The following is a 20,564-nucleotide window of genomic DNA, read 5'->3' on the forward strand; positions in this document are numbered from 1 at the left end:
CGATTGGCCCGGCTGGTCAGCGCGTGTCGCGCAGCCAGTCCCGGTAGTGCGTGCGGGCCAGGTGGGCGCCGGGCCCGGCGGTGAGCACGTCGCCGGTGACGGCGGCGAACATGCCGGCGGTGTCGTCGGTGCGCACGGGCCGGCCGTCGTGCCGGGCCGCCAGGGTGATCCTGCCGAGTTCGTCCAGCGGGAAGACCTCGGGGCCCGCGACGTCCCGCACGCCGTTCAGCGGCTCGCCGGTGGCGACGTCGACGACCGCGTCCACGACGTCCGCCGCGGCCATCGGCTGGACGCGGGTGGCGGGCAGGCGGACAGCGCTCTCGTCCGAGGTCCAGGACAGGACCGCGTCGACGAACTCGAAGAACTGGGTGGCGCGCACGATGGAGTAGGGCGTCGGGCCCTGCCGCAGCAGCTCCTCCTGGAGGGTCTTGGCCCGGTAGTAGTCGAGTTGGGGCACCTGGTCCACGCCGACGATGGACAGGATCACCTGGTGCCGGACGCCGGCCCGCTCGCCGGCCGCGAGCAGGTTGCCCGTGGCGGTGCGGAAGAAGTCCAGCGACGCCGCGTCGAACGTGGGCGAGTTCGCCACGTTGACCACGGTCTCGGCGCCCGTCAGGGCCTGGTCGAGCCCCTCGCCGGTGAGCAGGTCGACCCCGGTGGACGGCGCGGCGGGCACGGCCTCGTGTCCCGCCGCGGCCAGCTTGCGGACCACCTGCGAGCCGATCAGTCCGGTACCGCCGATGACGGTGAGCTTCATGGCTCTCGCCTTTCACGCAAGTGCCCGAGGGCACGCCGGTGTTGGTCGGAGGCCGCGCCTCCAACTCGGACACTTCTTGTCCGAGATAATAGTCGGATATTCTTTGTCCGAGTCAAGGGAACGGGCCATCCAGCACCGAGGAGGTGTGCGGCGTGAAGCTGTCGGGCGGGGTCGAGTGGGCGCTGCACTGCTGTGTGGTGCTCACGACCGCGACGGAGCCGGTGCCCGCGGTGCGGCTGGCGGAGCTGCACGACGTCTCGGGCAGCTACCTGGCCAAGCAGTTGCAGGCGCTCTCCCGCGCGGGCCTGGTCAACTCCGTCCAGGGCAAGGCGGGCGGGTACGCGCTCACCCGGGCCCCCGAGCGGATCTCCGTCCTCGACGTGGTGGAGGCGGTGGACGGCTCGCGGCCCGCGTTCGTGTGCACGGAGATCCGCCAGCGCGGCCCGCTGGCGACGCCCCCGGAGAGCTGCGCCCGGCCGTGTGCCATCACCCGCGCCATGGCCACCGCCGACGCGGCCTGGCGGGCGGCCCTGCGCGACATATCGATCGCCGACCTCGCCCGGGGCGTGGACGAGGACTACGGCCCGACCGCGCTCGCCGGCATCCGCACCTGGCTGACGGGCCCGGGCGACGGCGCGCCGCACGACCGCTGACCGGCCGGACCGCTGACCGGCCGGGACGCGCACGCCGGCGCCGGGCGGGGCGCCCCGACGGCGGCGGTCAGCCGACCGCCGCCGTCCCCGCCGGCCGGGCCGCGCGGGCCCCGAACCTGGCGCGGGCCCGGTCCGTCACGGCCTCGATCCGCCGGGCCTTGTCGTCGCCCGGGTCGAACGTGAGCTGCCGGCTGGCGCGCTCGGCGGCGGTCAGGTCCTCGGCGCGCAGCGCCACCGCCCGCACCCGGGCCCGCTCCAGCGCCAGCGACTCGTGCAGCGCGTACGCGAGCGAGGTCAGCGCCGGGGTGTGCGCGGTTGGCTCGGGCAGGGTCCTGCCACGGGTGGTGACGGAGCGGTCGGCGTAGCGGACCGTGAGCGTGAGCGCGCGGGCCACCTGCCCGTCCGCGCGCAGCCGCGAGCCGAGTTCGTCGGCGAGGGCGAGCAGCGCGCGGCGGCGCCGCACGGGGTCCAACTCGTCGCCGGCAAAGCGGTGTTCGGCCCCGATGGAGCGGGCCAGGGAGTTGGGCGTGACCGGGGCCCGGTCGATGCCGTGGGCCCGCTCGTAGACCGCCCGCCCCGCCGTGGCGCCCAGGATGCGTTGCAGGGTGCCCGGCGGGGCCGCCGCGATCTGGCCGACCTCGCCGAGACCGTACGCGTCCAGGGTGCGGGCCGTCACCGGGCCGACCCCGTCCAGGGCGGTGGCGGGCTTGCGGGCGAGGAAGGCGGCCACGGCCCGGGGGTCGTCCGGCACCGTGTGCACCGCGCCCCGGCGCCCGCAGCACGCGCCGCCCAAGGCCCCCGCCTGCCGTCCGCCGCGCGCGCCGCCCCGTCGGCCACCGCCCGCCCCGCCCCGCGCGGCGCACCCGGGGCCGGCCCACCCCGCGCCGGCGCACCCGGGGTCCGGGCGCCCGTCGGCGCGCCGGCCGGCCGGCGGCTGCGCCGCGGCCATCCGGGCGAGCAGCGGGTTCGCGGCCACGCCGACGGTGCAGTCCACGCCGTGCCGGGCCAGCGCCCGCACCCGTACGATGCCCGCCAACTCGGCGGCGTCCCGGCCGAAGTACCGCAGCGCGCCCCGTACGTCCGCCAGCGCCCCGTCGGGCGGCAGCGCCTGCACGACGGGCGTCAGCTCGGCGAGCAGCGCGAGCAGCCCCGCGTAGACGTCCTCTCCGACGGGGCCGCCGTCGGGCGCGTGGAACCGTACGCACAGCACCGGCCCGGGCGCCGGGGGCTCCACGGGTCGCGGGTGCTCCCGCGCGCCGGTCGCCGCGGCGGCGTCGACTCCCGCTCCGGCTGTTTCTCGTCCCTCGTGCGTCATCCCGCGCTCCCCGGGCTGGAGTGCCACAACTTGCGCCCCGTGGCGGCGCGTTCGCCGGCGGGCTGGAGGTCGGCCCAGGGGTGCATGGTGTAGCCGTTGGGCAACTGGATGCGGCGCCCGGCGTCCCCGGACGGCGCGTCGGGCGAGCCGTCCGCCGCCGGGCCGGGCTCCGCACCGGACGCGTCGGCGCCCCGCGCCCCGTCCCCCTCGGCGCCCCGGGCCGGCCCGCCCCCTTCGGCGAGGCGGCCGGCGACCGCTTCGAGCCCGCCGGTGCGGCGCAGCTCGGCCAGTTCGGCCAGGTCCCAGGCGGCGGCGCCGACGACGCTGAGGCTGCGCGGGCCGCGCCGCTGCACCACTCCCCTGATCAGCAGCAGCCAGGAGTGGAAGACGGTGTACGCGCACGCCGCGTGGCCCGAGGCGGCCCCGTGGTCGCCGCGTCCGGGCCGCTCGCCCCGGCCGCTCCAGGTGTCCTGGGTGCCCCGTTCCCGGGTGGCGCCGGCGCGGCGCTCCTCCGCCGGCGGATCGTCGAAGAAGGCGCAGTCGACCAGCCCCGTGCCGTCGTCGAGGGTGGTGAAGATGACGCGGCGCCCGGAGCGGATCGGTGGCGTCTGGGTCGCGGCCTTGGCCCCGGCGACCAGTACGGTCTCGCCGTGCCGTGCCGAGGCCAGTTGCCGCGCGAGCGTCACGCCCAACTCCTCCAGGAAGTCGCGGTGGTCGTCCATGAGGTTCCGGGAGACGTCCATGTTGAGGACGCCCAGCTCGGCGCCGAGCCGCTCCGCCGGGTCGAGGTCGGGCAGCCCGGCGGGCTCGAACGACGCCACGGCGCCGGCGCCCGCGCCCCTCTCGCCCCCGGCTCCCGTGGTCGCGGCGGCGGCTGCGGCTGCGTCCAGGGAGAGCTGTTGCCGCCCCGTGCGGGCGCCGCCGCGGGGGCCGCGTTGCTGCCGGTGCAGTTCGGCGATGTGCAGCAGCAGGTCACGGCGGTTGACGCCGAACGCGTCCAACGCCCCGACCTCGGCGAGCCGTTCCGCGACCGGCCGCCCCGGTCGGGCGCGCCACCACAGGTCCCGCACCGAGGTGTAGGGCTGGCCCGCCACGATGCGCGCCGCCTCGGCCTCGCTCATGCCGTGCACCTCACCGAGCGCGAGCCGTACGCCCCACGTGCCACCCCGACCGTCCCGACCGTCCCGGCCGCCCCGACCACCCCCGCCATCGGACACCAGTTCGATACGATGGGCAGCCGCCGACCGGTTCACGTCCAACGGCAGGATCGGCACCCCGCGCCGCCGCGCGTCCGCGAGCAGCAGCCGCTTGGGGTACATCCCGGGGTCGTGGGTGAGCAGCCCGGCGTAGAAGGCCGCCGGGTGGTGCGCCTTGAGCCAGGCCGACTGGTACGTGGGCACGGCGAAGGCCACGGCGTGCGCCTTGCAGAAGCCGTACGAGCCGAACGCCTCCACGATCTCCCAGGTGCGCGCCACCACCTGCGCCGCGTAGCCGCGCGCCGCGGCCTCCTGCGCGAACCACGCGCGCACCCGGCCGCGCCGCTCGGTGTCCGAGAGCGCGCGGCGCGCCTCGTCGGCCAGCCCGCGGTCGCAACCGGTCATGATCCGAAGGATCTCGATCACCTGCTCGTGGAAGACGACCACGCCGTACGTCTCGCGCAGCGCCTCCGCCAGGTCCGGATGGGGATAGCGGGGCGGGATGCGGCCGTGCCGCGCCTCGATGAAGGGGCGCACCATGTCGGCGGCGACGGGGCCGGGCCGAAAGAGCGATATGTCGACTACGAGGTCGTGGAACGTGGCGGGCTGGAGCCGTCCGATCAGGTCACGCTGGCCGGGCGACTCGATCTGGAAGCAGCCCAGCGTCTCGGTCGACCTGATCAGCTCGTAGGTGGCCGGATCGGCCGGCGGTACCTGCGCCGGGTCGTCCAGGTCCAGCGGCCGTCCGGTGATCTTGACGACTTCCCGGGCCGCGTGTGCCATCGCCGACTGCAACCGCACCCCGAGCACGTCGAGCTTGAGCAGCCCCAGCTCCTCCACGTCGTCCTTGTCGAACTGGGACATGGCGAAGCCCGCGCCCTGCGGCCCTCCGCCCGCACCCCCGGGCCCGCCCGGCCCTCCGGGGCCGCCGGCGTCGCCCTCGTCGGGGGACGCGCCCATCGCCCCCCGCATCCCGCCGCTGCCCACACCGGTGCCCGCGCTGGTCACCACGGGGGTACGGGCGCGCAGCGTGGCGTCCGAGAGCAGCACCCCGCACGGGTGCATGGCGATCCCGCGCGGCAGCCCGTCCAACGCCTCGACCAGGTCCCACAGCCGGTCCCGGTCGCCCATCCGGGCGGCCACGCCGCGCAACTCCGGCAGTTCGGCCAGGGCCGCGCGGGCGTCCTTGGCCCGGATGTGCGGGAAGGACTTGGCGAGCTGGTCCACCTCCCCCGGGTCCATGCCGAGCGCCGCGCCCACGTCCCGTACGGCGTGGCGCACCCGGTAGGTCTCGGGCATGGCGACCGTCGCGACCCGGTCGGCGCCGAAGCGGTCGAAGATCGCGCGGTAGACGTCGAGCCGGCGGGCCGACTCCACGTCGATGTCGATGTCGGGCAGCGCGCCCCGTCGCACGGACAGGAAGCGCTCCATCAGGAGCCCGTGCGCGACCGGGTCGGCCTGCGCGATGCCCAGCAGGTGGACCACGAACGAGCCGGCGCCCGAACCCCGCGCCGCGACCCGCACACCCAGCCCCCGGGCGTCGTCCACCACCTGCGCGACGGTCAGGAAGTACGAGGCGAAGCCGAGCCGTTCGATGGTGTCCAACTCGGCCTCAAGCCGCTCCCAGCGCGTCCGGTCGCGGTCGTAACCGCGCAGCACCATGGCGGCGGCGCAGCGCGAGCGCAGCGTCCGCTCCGCGGTGCGCCCGACGGCGCCGACCAGCCGCGGCTCGGGGAAGTGGACGCTGCCGAGCCCCAGGTCGTCCTCCGGGTCCACCTGGCAGGCGGCGGCCGTGGCCTGGGTCTGGTCGAGCAGCCGGTACGCGGCGTCCCGCCGGAACCCGGCCGCCGTCACGATCCGCTCCGCGACCCGCGCCATGTCGTGCGCGCCCTTGAGCCAGCGCTCACCGCTGTCCCGCTCCCCGGGCGCGCGCGGGACGGGCACCAGCCTGCGGGCGGCGTCCAACACGTCCGCCACCGGCCCCTGCCCCGGGTCGGCGTACCGCACGGCGTTGCTCAGCACGGGCCGTACGCCCTGCTCGGCGGCGAAGCCGACGGTACGGGCGGCGAGCCGCAGCGTGCCGGGCCCGGAACCGGAGGGCGAGCCGGCGGCGGAGAGCGTGGCCGGCCCGGCGGCGCCGACGGAGGGCTTGGAGCCGGCGCGGCCCCACTGCGCGGCGGCCACGACCGAGGCGGTGGACGCGGCGCGCTCGGCGGCCGAGCCGGGCGCGGGCACCGGCCCCGCGCCGGGCCCGCCGTGCCAGACGGCCTCAAGGCGCAGCGCGTCGCCGAACAGTTCGCGCCAGGGGCCCAGGAGTCGCGCGGCGCGGTCGGGGCGGCCGGCGGACAGCGCGCGGCCGACGTCGGACTCGGGGCCGAGCAGCACGGTCAGCGGCGCGAGCGCGGCGGGCATGCCGGCGGCCACGGCCGCCAGGTCCTCCCAGTGCAGCAGCGGGCGCGCGTCGCCCCCGGCGTGCGCGGCGGAGACCAGGCCGCACAGCGCGGCCCACCCGGCCGCCCCGTCCCTGGCCAGGAAGACCACCCGGGGCGCCGACTCGTCGACGAACGCGCCGCCCCGTACCGGGGCTCGCCGCCTGACGGTGCGCCCCGGCCGCGGGGCCGCGGGCCGCACGGCCAGGTCGACGCCGAAGAGGGGGCGCACCCCGGCGGCCGACGCCGCCCTGGCGAACCGGACCGCCCCGGCGAGGCTGTCCCGATCGGTCAGCGCCACCGCGTCCATGCCGCGCTCGGCGGCCCGCTCGGCCAACCGCTCCGGGTGCGAGGCGCCATACCGCATCGAGAACCCGGATGCGACGTGCAGATGCGTGAACCCTGGCATCCGCACGCACCTCCTCACTCGCCAACCTGACCACGACCCACCGCCGCGCCCCACTCACCACCACCGCGCCGCCACCGGCCCGGCCACTCACCCCGGCCCCGACGGCCGGCCCCACGCCCCGACCCGCGCGCCGGCGCCGGCCTCGGCCCGCCCCTCCGCCCGGGCTCCCCCGCTCGCCCCGCGCCTCACGCCCGCGCCGCCGCCGGACGGCCGGCCGCCTCGCTCCGAGAGACCACTCACCTCACCGACTATTTCTCGCCACCTTTCCCTTCCACCATACCCCCCTCATCGAACACCCGTACGAACACCGTTCCCGCCCCCACCCTCGCGCCCAGCCCCCTCGCCCCCGCCTCGGTCCCTCACCTGATCGGCGCGCCACAGGCTGCGCGCCGGCGCCGCCCTCGTCACCATGGGGAGGACGAATGACCAGGTGAAGCGGGTGAGGAGCGGTCCATGACGGCGACGCGCGAGAACACTGACCGCACCTTCGTCGAGGAACTCAAGGCCGCGGTGACCACGCGCGCCGCCTTACTCGTCGTGGGCGTACTGCTGCTCCAACTGGCCTTCATCCTCTCGTACGTCGGCTCCTTCCACCGGCCGAAACCTGACCATGTGTCGATTGCCGTCGTGGCGCCGAAACAGGCCAGCGACCAGGTGGTGAGCAAGCTCGGCAAGCTGCCGGGCGACCCGCTCGACCCGCGCGCGGTGAGCAGCGAGGCGGAGGCGGTGCGCAAGATCAAGCACCGGGACGTCGACGCCGCGCTGGTCGTCGACCCGCGCGGCAGCACCGACCGACTGCTGGTGGCCGGCGGCGCCGGCTCCTCCCTCGCCCAGGCCGTCGAGCAGGTGGTCACCCGGGCCGAGAAGGCCGACCAGCGCTCGGTACGCACCGAGGACATCGTGCCCGCCGCCGCCGACGACAGCCGTGGCCTGTCCTCGTTCTACCTGGTCATCGGCTGGTGCGTGGGCGGTTACCTGTGCGCCGCGGTGCTCGCCATCAGCGCGGGCGCCCGCCCCGCGAACGGCAGCCGGGCCGCCATCAGGCTCGGCGCCCTCGCCCTCTACTCGATCGCGGCCGGCCTGGGCGGCACCATCATCGTGGGCCCGGCGCTCGGCGCACTGCCCGGCAGCGTGCTCGGCCTGTGGGGGCTCGGCACCCTGGTGGTCTTCGCCGTCGGCGCGACCACCCTCGCCTGCCAGGGCCTGGCGGGCATCGTCGGCATCGGCCTCGCCATCCTGATCATCGTCGTCCTGGGCAACCCCAGTGCGGGCGGCGCCTACCCCTACCCCCTGCTCCCCGACTTCTGGCAGGCCATCGGCCCCGCCCTCCCCCCGGGCGCGGGCACCTGGACGGCCCGCTCGATCGCCTACTTCCAGGGCAACGCGATCACGGGCCCCCTGCTGGTGCTGGCCGCCTGGGCGGTGGCGGGCACGGTGATCACCCTGGTCCTGGCCATGCGGCGCAAGGACGCGGTCGCGCGACACGCGGAGCGCACGGAGCCCGCGCCGATGCGCTGAGCCCGCGCAGCACGCCCCGCCAGAGCGCCCCGTACCGGACGGAAACCAGGTCGATCACCCCCGCCCGGGCCAACTACGCTCCTCACCATGGATGTTCTGGTGCGTGAGATGACCGAGGACGACATCGACGCCGTGGCCGCCGTGCGGGTGCGCGGGTGGCAAACCGCCTACGCGGGGCTCATGCCGCAGTCGTATCTGGACGCCATGAGCGTGCGCGAAGACGCCGAGCGGCGGCGGGAGTTCTTCGCGCGGGGGCTCGGGGACGTGATCAACCTGGTCGCGGAGGAACCCGCGCCGGGCGGCGGGGCGGACGGCGGGACCGAGGTGGTGGGGTGGGCCTGCTGCGGTCCGTACCGGGACGAGGACCTGCCGAGCGGGGACGCCGAGTTGTACGCGATCTACGTCAAGCCGGAGCGGCTGGGCGCGGGCATCGGGCACGCGCTGCTGACCGAGGCGCTGCGACGGCTGACGGAGCGCGAGTTCCCCCGGGTGCGGCTGTGGGTCGTACGGGGCAACCAGCGGGCGGAGCGCTTCTACGCCCGGGCCGGGTTCGTCCCCGACGGCGGCGAGGAGTCCTACGAGGTGGCCGGGGCCCAGGTGCCCGAGGTGCGCTACGCCCGCGACCTGCCCACCGCCACCCACTCCGTCGCGTAGCCCGCACCACACCGCGCCCCGGGCCCCGACCCCGGCCCCGACCGGCGGCACCATCCCGCCAGCGTTCCCTCCACCGCTCACACGCCCCAGGCACCCGCCCACTCCCACGCCCACCCCGTGGCGAGCGGCCCACCCGCCGCACCCGCGCCCACACCTCGCACCCGCACCCACACCCACACCCACACCCGTGAACGAGCGGTCCGCCCGCCGAGGCTCAGGGCTTCGGCCTCGGGCGTTGACCTGGCGGGCGGGCGGCGGAGCGGGGGTCCCGGCGTCCCGGGATGCCGCCGCGGGGGCCGTCGCCTCTGAGGCCGTCGCCGCGGGCGCCGCGCGCCCCGTCGCGCCGCCCGTCGCCGCGTCCCGGCCCGCCGGCCGCTCCCGGCGCCTTGCCGGCCAGTTGGGCCAGGGCCGCCTCCGCCTCCGGGCGTAACCGCTCGTGCTCGCGCGCCGCCGCCAGGATGGGGGCCGCGCGCCGGTCCCCCAGCGCGCCGAGCCCGACCACGCAGGCGCGGGCGATCGGCCAGTAGTGGTCGCGCTCGGCCAGCAGCCGCCGCAACGTGGTGACCAGCGCGGGCACCGACTCGGGGGCGCGCAGTTCCACCAGGAGCCGGATGGGGTGCAGCGCGTAGGCCGTCCGCAGCGGATTGGTGGCCAGCACCGCCGCCGCGCGGGCGGTGCGTGGGTCGCCGAGTCGGGCCAGCGCGCGGGCCGCGGTCGCGCAGTGCGCCGGGTCGCGGTAGTTGAGGAGCATCACCAGCGGCTCGAAGGCCCGCCGGTCGCCCGCGCAGCCCAGCGCGAAGGCCGCGGTCTCCCGGGCGCACAGCGGCTGGCCGTTGGCCACCAGCACCCGGGCCAGTTCCTCGCGCGCGGCGGGCGTGTTCTGGCGTACGAGAGCGAGGAGATGCTCGTACGCCGCGTGATCGGCCGCTGTCGTCAGTGCCGCCCGCGCTCGGGCCGCCAGTTCGCGGAGTTCTTCTTCCATCTCCCGCCTCCCCTTGCCCTTGCTCTTGACCTTGTCCGTGCCCACCGCGGCCACCTCGCCCCGGCCGGCGTCGTCTTCCGTATCCGCATCCGCATCCGCGTTCCGCGTCTCGCCCGCACGTACCCGTCACCCGCTTTATGCCCGCTCGCGCACCCGCCGGACGCGTGTACCGCCCGGGACGCCCCGCGCCCCCACACCGCCCACGCCGTCTCCGCCTCCGCCATCTCCCGACCACGCCGGCGCCAAGCCGCCGCGCCCGCCGGCGCGCCGGCACCGGCCGCGATCACGGCCACGGGCACGACCACCGCGCCACCGCCTCGGGGCGCCGCGCGTCTCCGCCACCCCGACCCACCCCCGCGTCACGCGTCCGTGACCGTCTCCTAGCCCACTGTGACGTGCGCCACCCGGATCTGGCGAGAACGGGTCCTGGTGTTCTTGGTTACTGGCGAGTTAAGCTCCCCGGCACGAGCAGTACCCCTGCTCTGGCGGCCTGGTGACGCAGCCGCCGAAGAGTGAAGTCGGTTCGGCGCTTTGGGTGTTCGGCGCGGCCCCGGGACAGGGCCTTCGCCGCGCACCCCCCGGGTGAGTCCCTACGGGCAGAGTTGCCCACCAGGGGCCGCCCAACTCCTCAGTCGTCACTTCTCCCCGCGGGACAAGGCGGGGAACACCCCCTGGAGTCTGTGATGGACCATTTGTCCACTCCTGATCCCATGCCGTTGCGCACCGTCGCCGTCGTCGGCCTGGGCACCATGGGCACCGGCATCGCCGAGGTGTTGGCCCGCGCGGGCCACGAGGTCATCGGCATCGACGTCGCGGACGCTGCGGCGCGGCAGGCCGTGGCCGCGCTCGCGGCGTCCACCGAGCGGGCCGTGCGGCGCGGGCGGATCACCGAACAAGAGCGGCGGGAGGTGCTCGCCCGGTTCCGGGTCTTCGCCGACCTGTCCGCCGCGGCCGACGCGGACCTGGTGATCGAGGTCGTGCCCGAGGACTACGCCACCAAGCACGAGGTGTTCACCGCGCTGGACGCCGTCGTGCGCCCCGACACGATCCTGGCGACCGGCACCAACGCGCTGTCGGTGACCCGGCTCGCGGCCGACTCGGCCCGCCCCGAACGCGTCCTCGGCCTGCACTTCTTCAACCCCGCGCCGGCCATGAAGCTGGTCGAGGTGGTCTCCTCGGTGCTCACGTCGCCGGCGGCCGTCGCCTCGGTCATCGCACTGGCCCGCGAACTCGGCAAGGAGCCCGTCTCGGTCGGCGACCGGCCCGGTTTCGTCGCCGACGGGCTGCTGTTCGGCTACCTCAACCAGGCCGCGGCGATGTACGAGTCGAAGTACGCGACCCGCGAGGACATCGACGCGGCGATGCGGCTGGGCTGCGGGCTGCCGATGGGCCCGCTGGCGCTGCTCGACCTGATCGGCGTGGACACCGCGCGCACCGTCCTCGAGGCGATGTACGCGGCCTCGCGCGACCGCCTGCACGCGCCCGCGCCCATCCTGGGCCAGCTCAGCGAGGCCGGGCTGACCGGGCGCAAGGCGGGCCGCGGCTTCTACACGTACCAGGAGCCGGGCAGCGACGTGGTGGCGGCGGACGCCCAGACACCTCGCCCCCCGGACACCGCCGCCGAGCCGGGCGCCGGGCGTCCGGTCAACGCGGTGGGCGTGGCCGGTTCGGGCACCATGGCCAGCGGCATCGCCGAGGTGTTCGCCACCTCCGGGTACCGGGTGGTGCTCGCCGCCCGGAGCCTGGCCAAGGCAGAGCGGGCGGTGGCGCGGATATCCGGGTCGCTGGCCCGGTCGGTGGCCAAGGGGCGGTTGAGCGAGGAGGCGCGGGAGGCGGCGTTGGCCCGGATCACCGCGGCCGACTCGCTGGACGCGTTCGCCGACGTGGACCTGGCCGTGGAGGCGGTGGCCGAGGACCTGGCGGTCAAGCAGCGGCTCTTCCAGGCGCTGGACAAGGTCTGCAAGCCGGGCGCGGTGCTGGCCACCACGACCTCGTCGCTGCCGGTCATCTCCTGCGCCCGCGCGACCTCCCGGCCGGGCGACGTGATCGGGATGCACTTCTTCAACCCGGCGCCGGCCATGAAGTTGGTGGAGGTGGTGCGCACCGTGCTGACCTCCGACGCGACCCACGCCAGCGTGCGCGCGGTGTGCGCCGCGATCCGCAAACACCCGGTGGACTGCGGGGACCGGGCCGGCTTCATCGTGAACGCGCTGCTGTTCCCGTACCTGAACAACGCCGTGAAGATGGTGCAGGAGCACTACGCGACGCCGGACGACATCGACGCCGCGATGAAGTGGGGCGGCGGCTACCCGATGGGCCCCTTCGAACTCCTCGACGTCGTCGGGCTCGACGTGTCGCTGGCCATCGAGAAGGTGCTGCACCGCGAGTTCCGCGACCCCGGCCTCGCGCCCGCCCCGCTGCTCGAACACCTGGTGGCGGCGGGCTGCCTCGGCCGGAAGACGGGCCGCGGCTTCCGCGAGCATGCGAGGGCCTGAACCAGGGGGCGCCGAGGGCACCGAGAACACCGGGAGCACGGGGGACGCCGCCCCGCCCGCCGGGCCGGGGCGGCACCCGCCGCCGCGGCCGGAGCGGGAGCGGCGGCCCCCGCCGGGGCCGGCACGGGGGTGGGGCGGGCTGCTGGAACCGACCGGCGACCCGCCCCGCGGCGGCCCCAGAGCCCGGGGCGCAGTCCTGCCCCCGGAAAAAATGCAGTACGTTCCCCCCATGGCCCAGCCCGTAAAGTCCGCCCGTCACCAGCAGTCCACCGCAGGCAAGACGTCCGAGGGCGCCGAGAGCGCCAGCAGCCGGCGCGCCGCCGCCCAGCGACTCACCATGCGTCGCAAGCTCGCGGCTGCCGCCATGGACCTCTTCGCGGCCAAGGGTTACGAGGCGACGACGGTCGACGAGATCGCCGCCCGGGCGGGCGTCGCCCGCAGGACCTTCTTCCGGCACTTCCGCTCCAAGGAAGAGGCCATCTTCCCGGACCACGACGACACCCTGGTGCGCGCCGAGGCCGTGTTGGAGGCCGCCCCCGCGCACGAGCACCCGCTCGACACGGTCTGCCGGGGCATCAAGGAGGTCATGCGGATGTACGCGGCCGACCCCGAGGTGTCCGTGGCCCGCTACCGGCTGACCCGCGAGGTGCCGACGCTGCGGGAGGCGGAGATCGCCTCGGTCGCCCGCTACGAGCGGCTGTTCACCCGTTATCTGCTCGGCCACTTCGACGAGACGGCGCACCGCGACGGCAACGACGATCCGTTGCTGGCCGAGGTGGCCGCGTCCGCGGTGGTCACCGCCCACAACCACGTGCTCAGGCGCTGGCTGCGCGCCGAGGGCAAGGGCGACGTGGAGGCGCAGCTCGACCACGCGTTCGCGATCGTGCGCAAGACGTTCGGCACCGGCTTCGGCGCCTACCGGCCCAGCACCGAGCGGCCCACCGCGCTGGCCTCGACGGACGGTCAGGTGCTGGTGGCCGTGACGCGCACGGACGCGCCGCTGGCCGATGTGCTGCACGCCATCGAGAAGGCCATCCAGCAGGACTGAACACACCCGCACAGCGCGGACCCCCTCACGGACTCCGCCACGGACACGCAGCGAGCACGCCCACTGGCACAGCGCGACGGCCGCCCCACCCGGGACGGCCGTTGTTGCTCATGCGTGCACCGTGGATGACAAGTGAGAGAAATTGTTGGCACCCAGTGTCTTGTCGAGTGGCACGCGGTGCCATACGTTGTGAGTGTCCGGGCGGCCGGCGCGTAGACATTCGTCGCGCGTCGGCTGTCCCCGCACCTTCGTTGCGCGCCCGGACGCCTGCGTCACAGGCACTCTCGCGCCGCATCGCCGCGCGGCCCCCGCCACAAGCGGGGCCGGAGCGAAGCGACGCCCGCACCGCCACGCGTCAGCACCGCCGAACCGACGGCACGCATCCCCACTGAACCCCAGCGTTCCCTCAAGCGTCCCCAAACGCTTCGCCGGAGGCCCACGATGAACGAAATCCTGGACGCGATCCTCGCTCCGGACAGCACGTCCGCGGACTTCGCGGCCCTGCCGCTGCCCCCCTCGTACCGCGCGGTGACCGTGCACAAGGACGAGGCCGAGATGTTCGACGGCCTCGCCACCCGGGAGAAGGACCCGCGCAAGTCCCTGCACGTGGACGAGGTGCCGGTGCCCGAACTCGGCCCGGGTGAGGCGCTGGTCGCGGTGATGGCCAGCTCGGTGAACTACAACTCCGTCTGGACCTCGATCTTCGAGCCCGTCTCGACCTTCAGCTTCCTGGAGCGCTACGGCAAGCTCTCGCCGCTGGCCAAGCGACACGACCTGCCGTACCACGTGATCGGCTCCGACCTGGCGGGCGTCGTGCTGCGCACCGGCCCCGGCGTCAACGCGTGGCAGCCGGGCGACGAGGTGGTCGCGCACTGCCTGTCGGTCGAGCTGGAGTCGGCCGACGGCCACAATGACACGATGCTCGACCCCGAGCAGCGGATCTGGGGCTTCGAGACCAACTTCGGCGGCCTGGCCGAGATCGCCCTGGTCAAGTCCAACCAGCTCATGCCGAAGCCGGGCCACCTCAGTTGGGAGGAGGCCGCATCGCCGGGCCTGGTGAACTCCACCGCCTACCGGCAGTTGGTCTCCCGCAACGGGGCCGGCATGAAGCAGGGCGACAACGTGCTGATCTGGGGCGCCAGCGGCGGCCTCGGCTCGTACGCCACGCAGTTCGCGCTCGCCGGTGGCGCCAACCCGATCTGCGTGGTCTCCAACGACCAGAAGGCCGACATCTGCCGTGCGATGGGCGCCGAAGCGATCATCGACCGGAACGCGGAGGGCTACCGGTTCTGGAAGGACGAGCACGCCCAGGACCCGCGCGAGTGGAAGCGGTTCGGCAAGCGCATCCGCGAGCTGACCGACGGCGAGGACGTGGACATCGTCTTCGAGCACCCGGGGCGCGAGACGTTCGGCGCCTCCGTCTACGTCACCCGCAAGGGCGGCACCATCGTCACCTGCGCCTCGACGTCCGGCTACACGCACGAGTACGACAACCGGTACCTGTGGATGTCGCTGAAGAAGATCGTCGGCTCGCACTTCGCCAACTACCGCGAGGCGTGGGAGGCGAACCGGCTGATCGCCAAGGGCAAGATCCACCCCACGCTGTCCAAGACCTACCGCCTGGACGAGACCGGCCAGGCCGCCTACGACGTGCACCGCAATCTCCACCAGGGCAAGGTCGGCGTCCTCGCCCTCGCCCCCGAGGAGGGCCTCGGCGTCCGCAACGAGGAACTGCGCGCCCAGCACATCGACGCGATCAACCGCTTCCGCGACGCGTAGCGGAGCGGACAGACAAGCACAGCCGCGACGCGTAGCGGAGCGGACAGACAGGCACAGCCGCGACGCGTAGCGGAGCGGACAGACAGGCACAGCCGCGACGCGTAGCGGAGCGGACAGACCAGCACAGCCGTGACGCGTAGCGGAGCGGACAGACAAGCACAGCCGCGACGCGTGCGCGGAGCGGACGAACCAGCCCAGCCGGAACCCGGGAACCGGGCACAGCCGGGTTGAGCCGAGCGGTCGACCACCCACAGCCGTGCCGCGCGAGCGGAGCGAGCGGAGCGAGCGGACACTGAGGTACCACTCACATGACTGAGCGTCACAAGGACCGTCCGTGGCTGATGCGGACGTACGCCGGACACTCCACCGCCGAGGCGTCCAACGCCCTGTACCGGCGCAATCTCGCCAAGGGCCAGACCGGCCTGTCGGTCGCGTTCGACCTGCCGACGCAGACCGGTTACGACCCCGACCACGTCCTGGCCCGCGGCGAGGTCGGCCGGGTCGGGGTGCCCGTCTCCCATCTGGGGGACATGCGGCGGCTGTTCCAGGACATCCCGCTGGAGCAGATGAACACCTCCATGACCATCAACGCCACCGCGATGTGGCTGCTGGCCATGTACCAGGTGGTGGCCGAGGAGCAGGGGCTCGGCCCGGAGGCCATCGACAGGCTCTCCGGCACCACGCAGAACGACATCGTCAAGGAGTACCTCTCCCGTGGCACGCACGTCTTCCCGCCGGGCCCGAGCCTGCGCCTGACCACCGACCTGATCACCTACTCGGTGAACCACATCCCCAAGTGGAACCCGATCAACATCTGTAGCTACCACCTCCAGGAGGCCGGGGCCACGCCCGTACAGGAGATCGCGTACGCCATGAGTACGGCCATCGCCGTGCTCGACGCCGTACGCGACTCCGGGCAGGTGCCGGCGGAGCGGTTCGGCGACGTGGTGGCGCGCATCTCGTTCTTCGTGAACGCGGGCGTGCGCTTCGTCGAGGAGATGTGCAAGATGCGCGCCTTCGGCCGCATCTGGGACCAGATCACGCGCGAGCGGTACGGCGTGGACGACCCCAAGCAGCGCCGCTTCCGGTACGGCGTACAGGTCAACTCGCTGGGCCTGACCGAGGCGCAGCCGGAGAACAACGTCCAGCGGATCGTCCTGGAGATGCTGGCCGTCACCCTCTCCAAGGACGCCCGCGCCCGCGCGGTGCAGCTCCCGGCCTGGAACGAGGCGCTCGGCCTGCCCAGGCCCTGGGACCAGCAGTGGTCGCTGCGCATCCAGCAGGTGCTCGCGCACGAGAGCGACCTGTTGGAGTACCCGGACATCTTCGACGGGTCGCACGTCATCGAGGCCAAGGTGGCGGAGCTGACCGCCGCCTCGCTGGCCGAGATCGACCGCATCCAGGAGATGGGTGGCGCGATGGCCGCCGTCGAGTCCGGCTACCTCAAGTCGCAGCTCGTGGCCTCGCACGCGGAGCGGCGGGCCCGGATCGAGGCGGGCGAGGAGCGGATCGTCGGCGTCAACTGCTACGAGAGCACCGAGCCGAACCCGCTCACCGCCGACCTGGACACCGCGATCATGACGGTGGACCCGGCCAACGAGGCCAGGGTGGTCGCCGCGCTGCACCGCTGGCGCGACGAGCGCGACGAGCCGCGCGCCCAGGAGGCGCTGTCCGCGCTCAAGGCGGCGGCGGCCGGCACCGTCAACCTGATGCCGGCGACGCTGGAGTGCGTCCGGGCGGGGGTGACCACCGGCGAGTGGGCGTGGGCGCTGCGGGACGTGTTCGGCGAGTACCGCGCCCCGACCGGGGTCAGCAGCGCCCCGCTGGCGGTGGCGGCCGAGCCGGGCAGCGCGCTCGGCGCCGTACGCGACAAGGTCGCCAAGACGGCGGCCGACCTCGGCGTGGGCAAGCTGCGGCTGCTCGTCGGCAAGCCCGGGCTCGACGGGCACAGCAACGGCGCGGAGCAGATCGCGGTGCGGGCCAGGGACGCCGGGTTCGAGGTGATCTACCAGGGCATCCGGCTCACGCCCGAGCAGATCGTGGCGGCGGCCGTCGCCGAGGACGTGCACTGCGTCGGCCTGTCGATCCTCTCCGGCTCGCACGCCGAACTGGTCCCGGACGTGCTCGCCAGGCTGCGCGAGGCCGGCGCGGCGAGCGCCGCCGGGGCCGACGGCCCGGCCGAGGCCCCCATTCCGGTGATCGTCGGCGGGATCATCCCGTCCGCGGACGCCACCGCGCTGCGCGCCGCCGGCGTCGCGGCCGTCTTCACCCCGAAGGACTTCGGAATCACCGAGATCATCGGCCGTATCGTCGATGAGATCCGTACAGCGAACCAGCTCGACCCCCTGGAGGCCACCGCATGAGTGCCCACCCGTCCGCCGCCGCGCCGTCCGTGGACCGGCTGCGCCCGCGCCGCTCCTGCCTCGCCGTCCCCGGCAGCAACCCGCGGTTCCTGGAGAAGGCCCAGGGACTCGCCGCCGACCAGGTGTTCCTGGACCTGGAGGACGCGTGCGCGCCGCTGGCCAAGGAGGGCGCGCGGCACACCATCGTGGACGCGCTGAACAACGGCGACTGGACCGGCAAGACGAGGGTGGTGCGGGTCAACGACTGGACCACGCACTGGACCTACCGGGACGTCATCACCGTCGTCGAGGGCGCGGGCCCCAACCTGGACTGCGTCATGCTGCCCAAGGTGCAGGACGCCCAGCAGGTGATCGCCCTGGACCTGCTGCTCACCCAGATCGAGAAGACGATGGGCTTCGAGGTGGGCCGGATCGGCATCGAGGCGCAGATCGAGAACGCCAGGGGCCTGGTCAACGTGGACGAGATCGCCGCCGCCTCGCCGCGCCTCGAGACCATCATCTTCGGCCCGGCCGACTTCATGGCCTCCATCAACATGAAGTCCTTGGTGGTCGGCGAGCAGCCGCCGGGCTACCCGGCCGACGCGTACCACTACATCCTGATGCGCATCCTGATGGCCGCCCGCGCGAACGACCTGCAGGCCATCGACGGCCCGTACCTCCAGATCAGGAACGTGGACGGGTACCGCGAGGTGGCCGGGCGCGCCGCCGCGCTCGGGTTCGACGGCAAGTGGGTGCTGCACCCGGGTCAGGTCGAGGCCGCCAACAAGGTGTTCTCGCCCTCGCAGGAGGACTACGACCACGCCGAGCTGATCCTCGACGCGTACGAGTGGTGCACCTCGGAGGCGGGGGGCAAGAAGGGGTCGGCGATGCTCGGCGACGAGATGATCGACGAGGCCAGCCGCAAGATGGCGCTGGTGATCGCGGGCAAGGGCCGGGCCGCGGGGATGACCCGCACCAGCAAGTTCGAGCCGCCCGCCGCCTGACGTCCGGCCCCGCCTGACGCACGGCCCCGCGCGGGGCCGGTCCGCGCCGCGGCACACCACGCCCCGCCCCCGGGCCCGCGCCGGCCCGGGGGCGCCACCCCGGAGGGATGAGCACCATGCAGTTCGGCCGCACCTACGAGGAGTTCACGGTCGGCGACGTGTACAAGCACTGGCCCGGCAAGACGGTCACCGAGTACGACGACCACCTCTTCTGTCTGCTCACCATGAACCACCACCCGCTGCACCTGGACGCGAACTACGCGGAGCGGACGACCGACTTCGGCAGGAACGTCGTCGTCGGCAACTACGTCTACTCGCTGCTCCTCGGCATGTCCGTCCCCGACGTCTCGGGCAAGGCGATCGCCAACCTGGAGATCGAGTCGCTGCGGCACGTGGCGCCGACCTTCCACGGCGACACGGTCTACGGCGAGACGACGGTGCTGGACAAGACGCCGTCCCGGTCCAAGACCGACCGCGGCATCGTGCACGTGGAGACCAGGGGCTACAAGCAGGACGGCACGCTCGTCTGCGTCTTCCGGCGCAAGGTGATGGTGCCGAACGCGACGTACGTGAAGGAGCGCGGCGGCGAACAGCCCGGCCGCCCCGAACTCCGCGAGCCCACCCGGCCCGCCGCGCCCGCGCCGACCCCCGCCGACCAGGAGCAGTGACATGAGCCGTCTCGCCCAGACCGAGGGCCTCAACGAGATCCAGCGCGACATACTCACCACCGTGCGGGACTTCGTCGACAAGGAGATCCTGCCGGTCGCCACCGAGTTGGAGCACCGTGACGAGTATCCGAGCCAGATCGTCGAGGGGTTGAAGGAGCTCGGCGTCTTCGGGCTGATGATTCCCGAGGAGTACGGGGGGCTCGGCGAGTCGCTGTTGACCTACGCGCTGTGCGTGGAGGAGATCGCCCGCGGCTGGATGAGCGTCTCGGGGATCATCAACACGCACTTCATCGTGGCGTACATGCTCAAGCAGCACGGCACCCAGGAGCAGAGGGACTACTTTCTGCCGAAGATGGCCGCGGGCGAGATCCGTGGCGCGTTCTCGATGTCGGAACCCGCGCTCGGTTCGGATGTGTCATCCATCACATCCAAGGGTGTGCGCGACGGCGACGACTTCCTGCTCACCGGACAGAAGATGTGGCTCACCAACGGCGGCACCTCCTCGTTGGTCGCGGTGCTGTGCCGGACCGACGAGGGGCTCTCCCCGGAGGAGGCCGCCGCCAAGCCGCACCGCTCGATGACCACGTTCCTGGTCGAGAAGGAGCCGGGCTTCGGCGAGGTGCGCCCGGGCCTGACCATCCCCGGCAAGATCGACAAGATGGGTTACAAGGGCGTCGACACCACCGAGCTGATCATGGACGGGCTGCGCGTCCCGGCCGATCGCGTGCTCGGCGGGGCCACGGGACGCGGCTTCTACCAGATGATGGACGGCGTCGAGGTTGGCCGCGTGAACGTCGCGGCGCGCGGCTGCGGGGTCGCGCAGCGCGCCTTTGAGCTGGGCGTTTCCTATGCCCAGCAGCGGCACACGTTCGGCAAGCCGATCGCCCAGCACCAGGCCATCCAGTTCAAACTGGCGGAAATGGGGACCAAGGTCGAGGCCGCCCATGCGATGATGGTCAATGCGGCCCGGAAAAAGGACTCCGGACAGCGGAACGACCTCGAAGCGGGCATGGCCAAGTACCTGGCCTCCGAGTACTGCAAAGAGGTCGTGGAGGACGCCTTCCGCATCCACGGCGGCTACGGCTTCTCCAAGGAATACGAGATCGAGCGCCTCTACCGGGAGGCGCCCATGCTCCTCATCGGCGAGGGCACCGCCGAGATCCAGAAAATGATCATCGGGCGACGCCTCTTGGAGGAGTACCACTTCCAGGGGTAATTGTCCGGTTCGGGGTGGTTTTTTCGAGAACTACATCACAGCCCGTCACTGGTCTTCAGCCACCGACTAGCCCTGGCGCTTGCCCAGTTGCCGCTCGCA

General features: G+C 73.7%; 14 protein-coding genes. 10 read left to right on the top strand and 4 right to left on the bottom strand.

Annotation, left to right across the window (positions count from 1 at the left end; all coding sequences use genetic code 11):
• Nucleotides 1-16: 16 nt before the first annotated feature.
• Complete coding sequence (locus AC3CHW_RS05535; RefSeq protein ID WP_488469745.1) at nucleotides 17-757, bottom strand: SDR family oxidoreductase; 741 nt, start codon at nucleotides 755-757, stop codon at nucleotides 17-19.
• Nucleotides 758-909: 152 nt separating this feature from the next.
• On the opposite strand from AC3CHW_RS05535, the gene AC3CHW_RS05540 reads away from it, so the two are divergent.
• Complete coding sequence (locus AC3CHW_RS05540) at nucleotides 910-1,410, top strand: RrF2 family transcriptional regulator (RefSeq protein WP_381161947.1); 501 nt, start codon at nucleotides 910-912, stop codon at nucleotides 1,408-1,410.
• A gap of 67 nt (nucleotides 1,411-1,477) precedes the next feature.
• Here the strand turns inward: AC3CHW_RS05540 and AC3CHW_RS05545 are convergent, their stop codons facing one another.
• Nucleotides 1,478-2,725, bottom strand: a complete 1,248-nt coding sequence (locus AC3CHW_RS05545; RefSeq protein ID WP_488469746.1) for a DNA polymerase Y family protein — start codon at nucleotides 2,723-2,725, stop codon at nucleotides 1,478-1,480.
• A complete protein-coding gene (locus AC3CHW_RS05550) occupies nucleotides 2,722-6,759 on the bottom strand; it encodes a DNA polymerase III subunit alpha (protein ID WP_488469747.1) in 4,038 nt (1,345 codons plus the stop codon). Before AC3CHW_RS05550 ends, AC3CHW_RS05545 begins: the two co-directional genes overlap by 4 nt.
• A 453-nt stretch (nucleotides 6,760-7,212) precedes the next feature.
• On the opposite strand from AC3CHW_RS05550, the gene AC3CHW_RS05555 reads away from it, so the two are divergent.
• Nucleotides 7,213-8,277: a DUF3533 domain-containing protein gene (locus tag AC3CHW_RS05555; protein WP_488469748.1), complete on the top strand. Its 1,065-nt coding sequence runs from the start codon at nucleotides 7,213-7,215 to the stop codon at nucleotides 8,275-8,277.
• 87 nt (nucleotides 8,278-8,364) lie between these two features.
• The gene (locus tag AC3CHW_RS05560; protein ID WP_488469749.1) at nucleotides 8,365-8,931 is read left to right on the top strand and encodes a GNAT family N-acetyltransferase; all 567 of its coding nucleotides are present in this window, start codon (nucleotides 8,365-8,367) and stop codon (nucleotides 8,929-8,931) included.
• A 214-nt stretch (nucleotides 8,932-9,145) separates the two neighbouring features.
• Here AC3CHW_RS05560 and AC3CHW_RS05565 read toward each other — a convergent pair whose 3' ends face one another.
• On the bottom strand, nucleotides 9,146-9,913 hold the full coding sequence (locus tag AC3CHW_RS05565; protein ID WP_466294852.1) for a HEAT repeat domain-containing protein: 768 nt from the start codon (nucleotides 9,911-9,913) through the stop codon (nucleotides 9,146-9,148).
• A 683-nt stretch (nucleotides 9,914-10,596) separates the two neighbouring features.
• Here AC3CHW_RS05565 and AC3CHW_RS05570 point away from each other — a divergent pair.
• From AC3CHW_RS05570 to AC3CHW_RS05600, 7 genes are all read left to right on the top strand, one after another.
• Nucleotides 10,597-12,408 (top strand): 3-hydroxyacyl-CoA dehydrogenase family protein, encoded by a 1,812-nt coding sequence (locus AC3CHW_RS05570; RefSeq protein WP_488469750.1) that lies wholly within the window; start codon nucleotides 10,597-10,599, stop codon nucleotides 12,406-12,408.
• Between the two features lie 229 nt (nucleotides 12,409-12,637).
• The gene (locus AC3CHW_RS05575) at nucleotides 12,638-13,456 is read left to right on the top strand and encodes a TetR family transcriptional regulator (protein ID WP_381161937.1); all 819 of its coding nucleotides are present in this window, start codon (nucleotides 12,638-12,640) and stop codon (nucleotides 13,454-13,456) included.
• A 441-nt stretch (nucleotides 13,457-13,897) separates the two neighbouring features.
• The gene (ccrA, locus tag AC3CHW_RS05580; RefSeq protein ID WP_488469751.1) at nucleotides 13,898-15,235 is read left to right on the top strand and encodes a crotonyl-CoA carboxylase/reductase; all 1,338 of its coding nucleotides are present in this window, start codon (nucleotides 13,898-13,900) and stop codon (nucleotides 15,233-15,235) included.
• Nucleotides 15,236-15,543: 308 nt separating this feature from the next.
• Nucleotides 15,544-17,598 carry a protein meaA gene (locus AC3CHW_RS05585; protein WP_488469752.1) on the top strand — a complete coding sequence of 685 codons (2,055 nt, stop codon included), beginning with the start codon at nucleotides 15,544-15,546 and terminating at the stop codon, nucleotides 17,596-17,598.
• On the top strand, nucleotides 17,595-18,581 hold the full coding sequence (locus AC3CHW_RS05590) for an HpcH/HpaI aldolase/citrate lyase family protein (protein ID WP_488469753.1): 987 nt from the start codon (nucleotides 17,595-17,597) through the stop codon (nucleotides 18,579-18,581). Before AC3CHW_RS05585 ends, AC3CHW_RS05590 begins: the two co-directional genes overlap by 4 nt.
• A gap of 116 nt (nucleotides 18,582-18,697) precedes the next feature.
• Nucleotides 18,698-19,249, top strand: a complete 552-nt coding sequence (locus tag AC3CHW_RS05595) for a MaoC family dehydratase (RefSeq protein WP_488470972.1) — start codon at nucleotides 18,698-18,700, stop codon at nucleotides 19,247-19,249.
• A gap of 1 nt (nucleotide 19,250) precedes the next feature.
• Nucleotides 19,251-20,465 (top strand): acyl-CoA dehydrogenase family protein, encoded by a 1,215-nt coding sequence (locus AC3CHW_RS05600; protein ID WP_359324653.1) that lies wholly within the window; start codon nucleotides 19,251-19,253, stop codon nucleotides 20,463-20,465.
• Nucleotides 20,466-20,564: the final 99 nt, after the last annotated feature.

The sequence above is a fragment of the Streptomyces sp. MGP-BFMKR1 genome, from assembly GCF_057766585.1.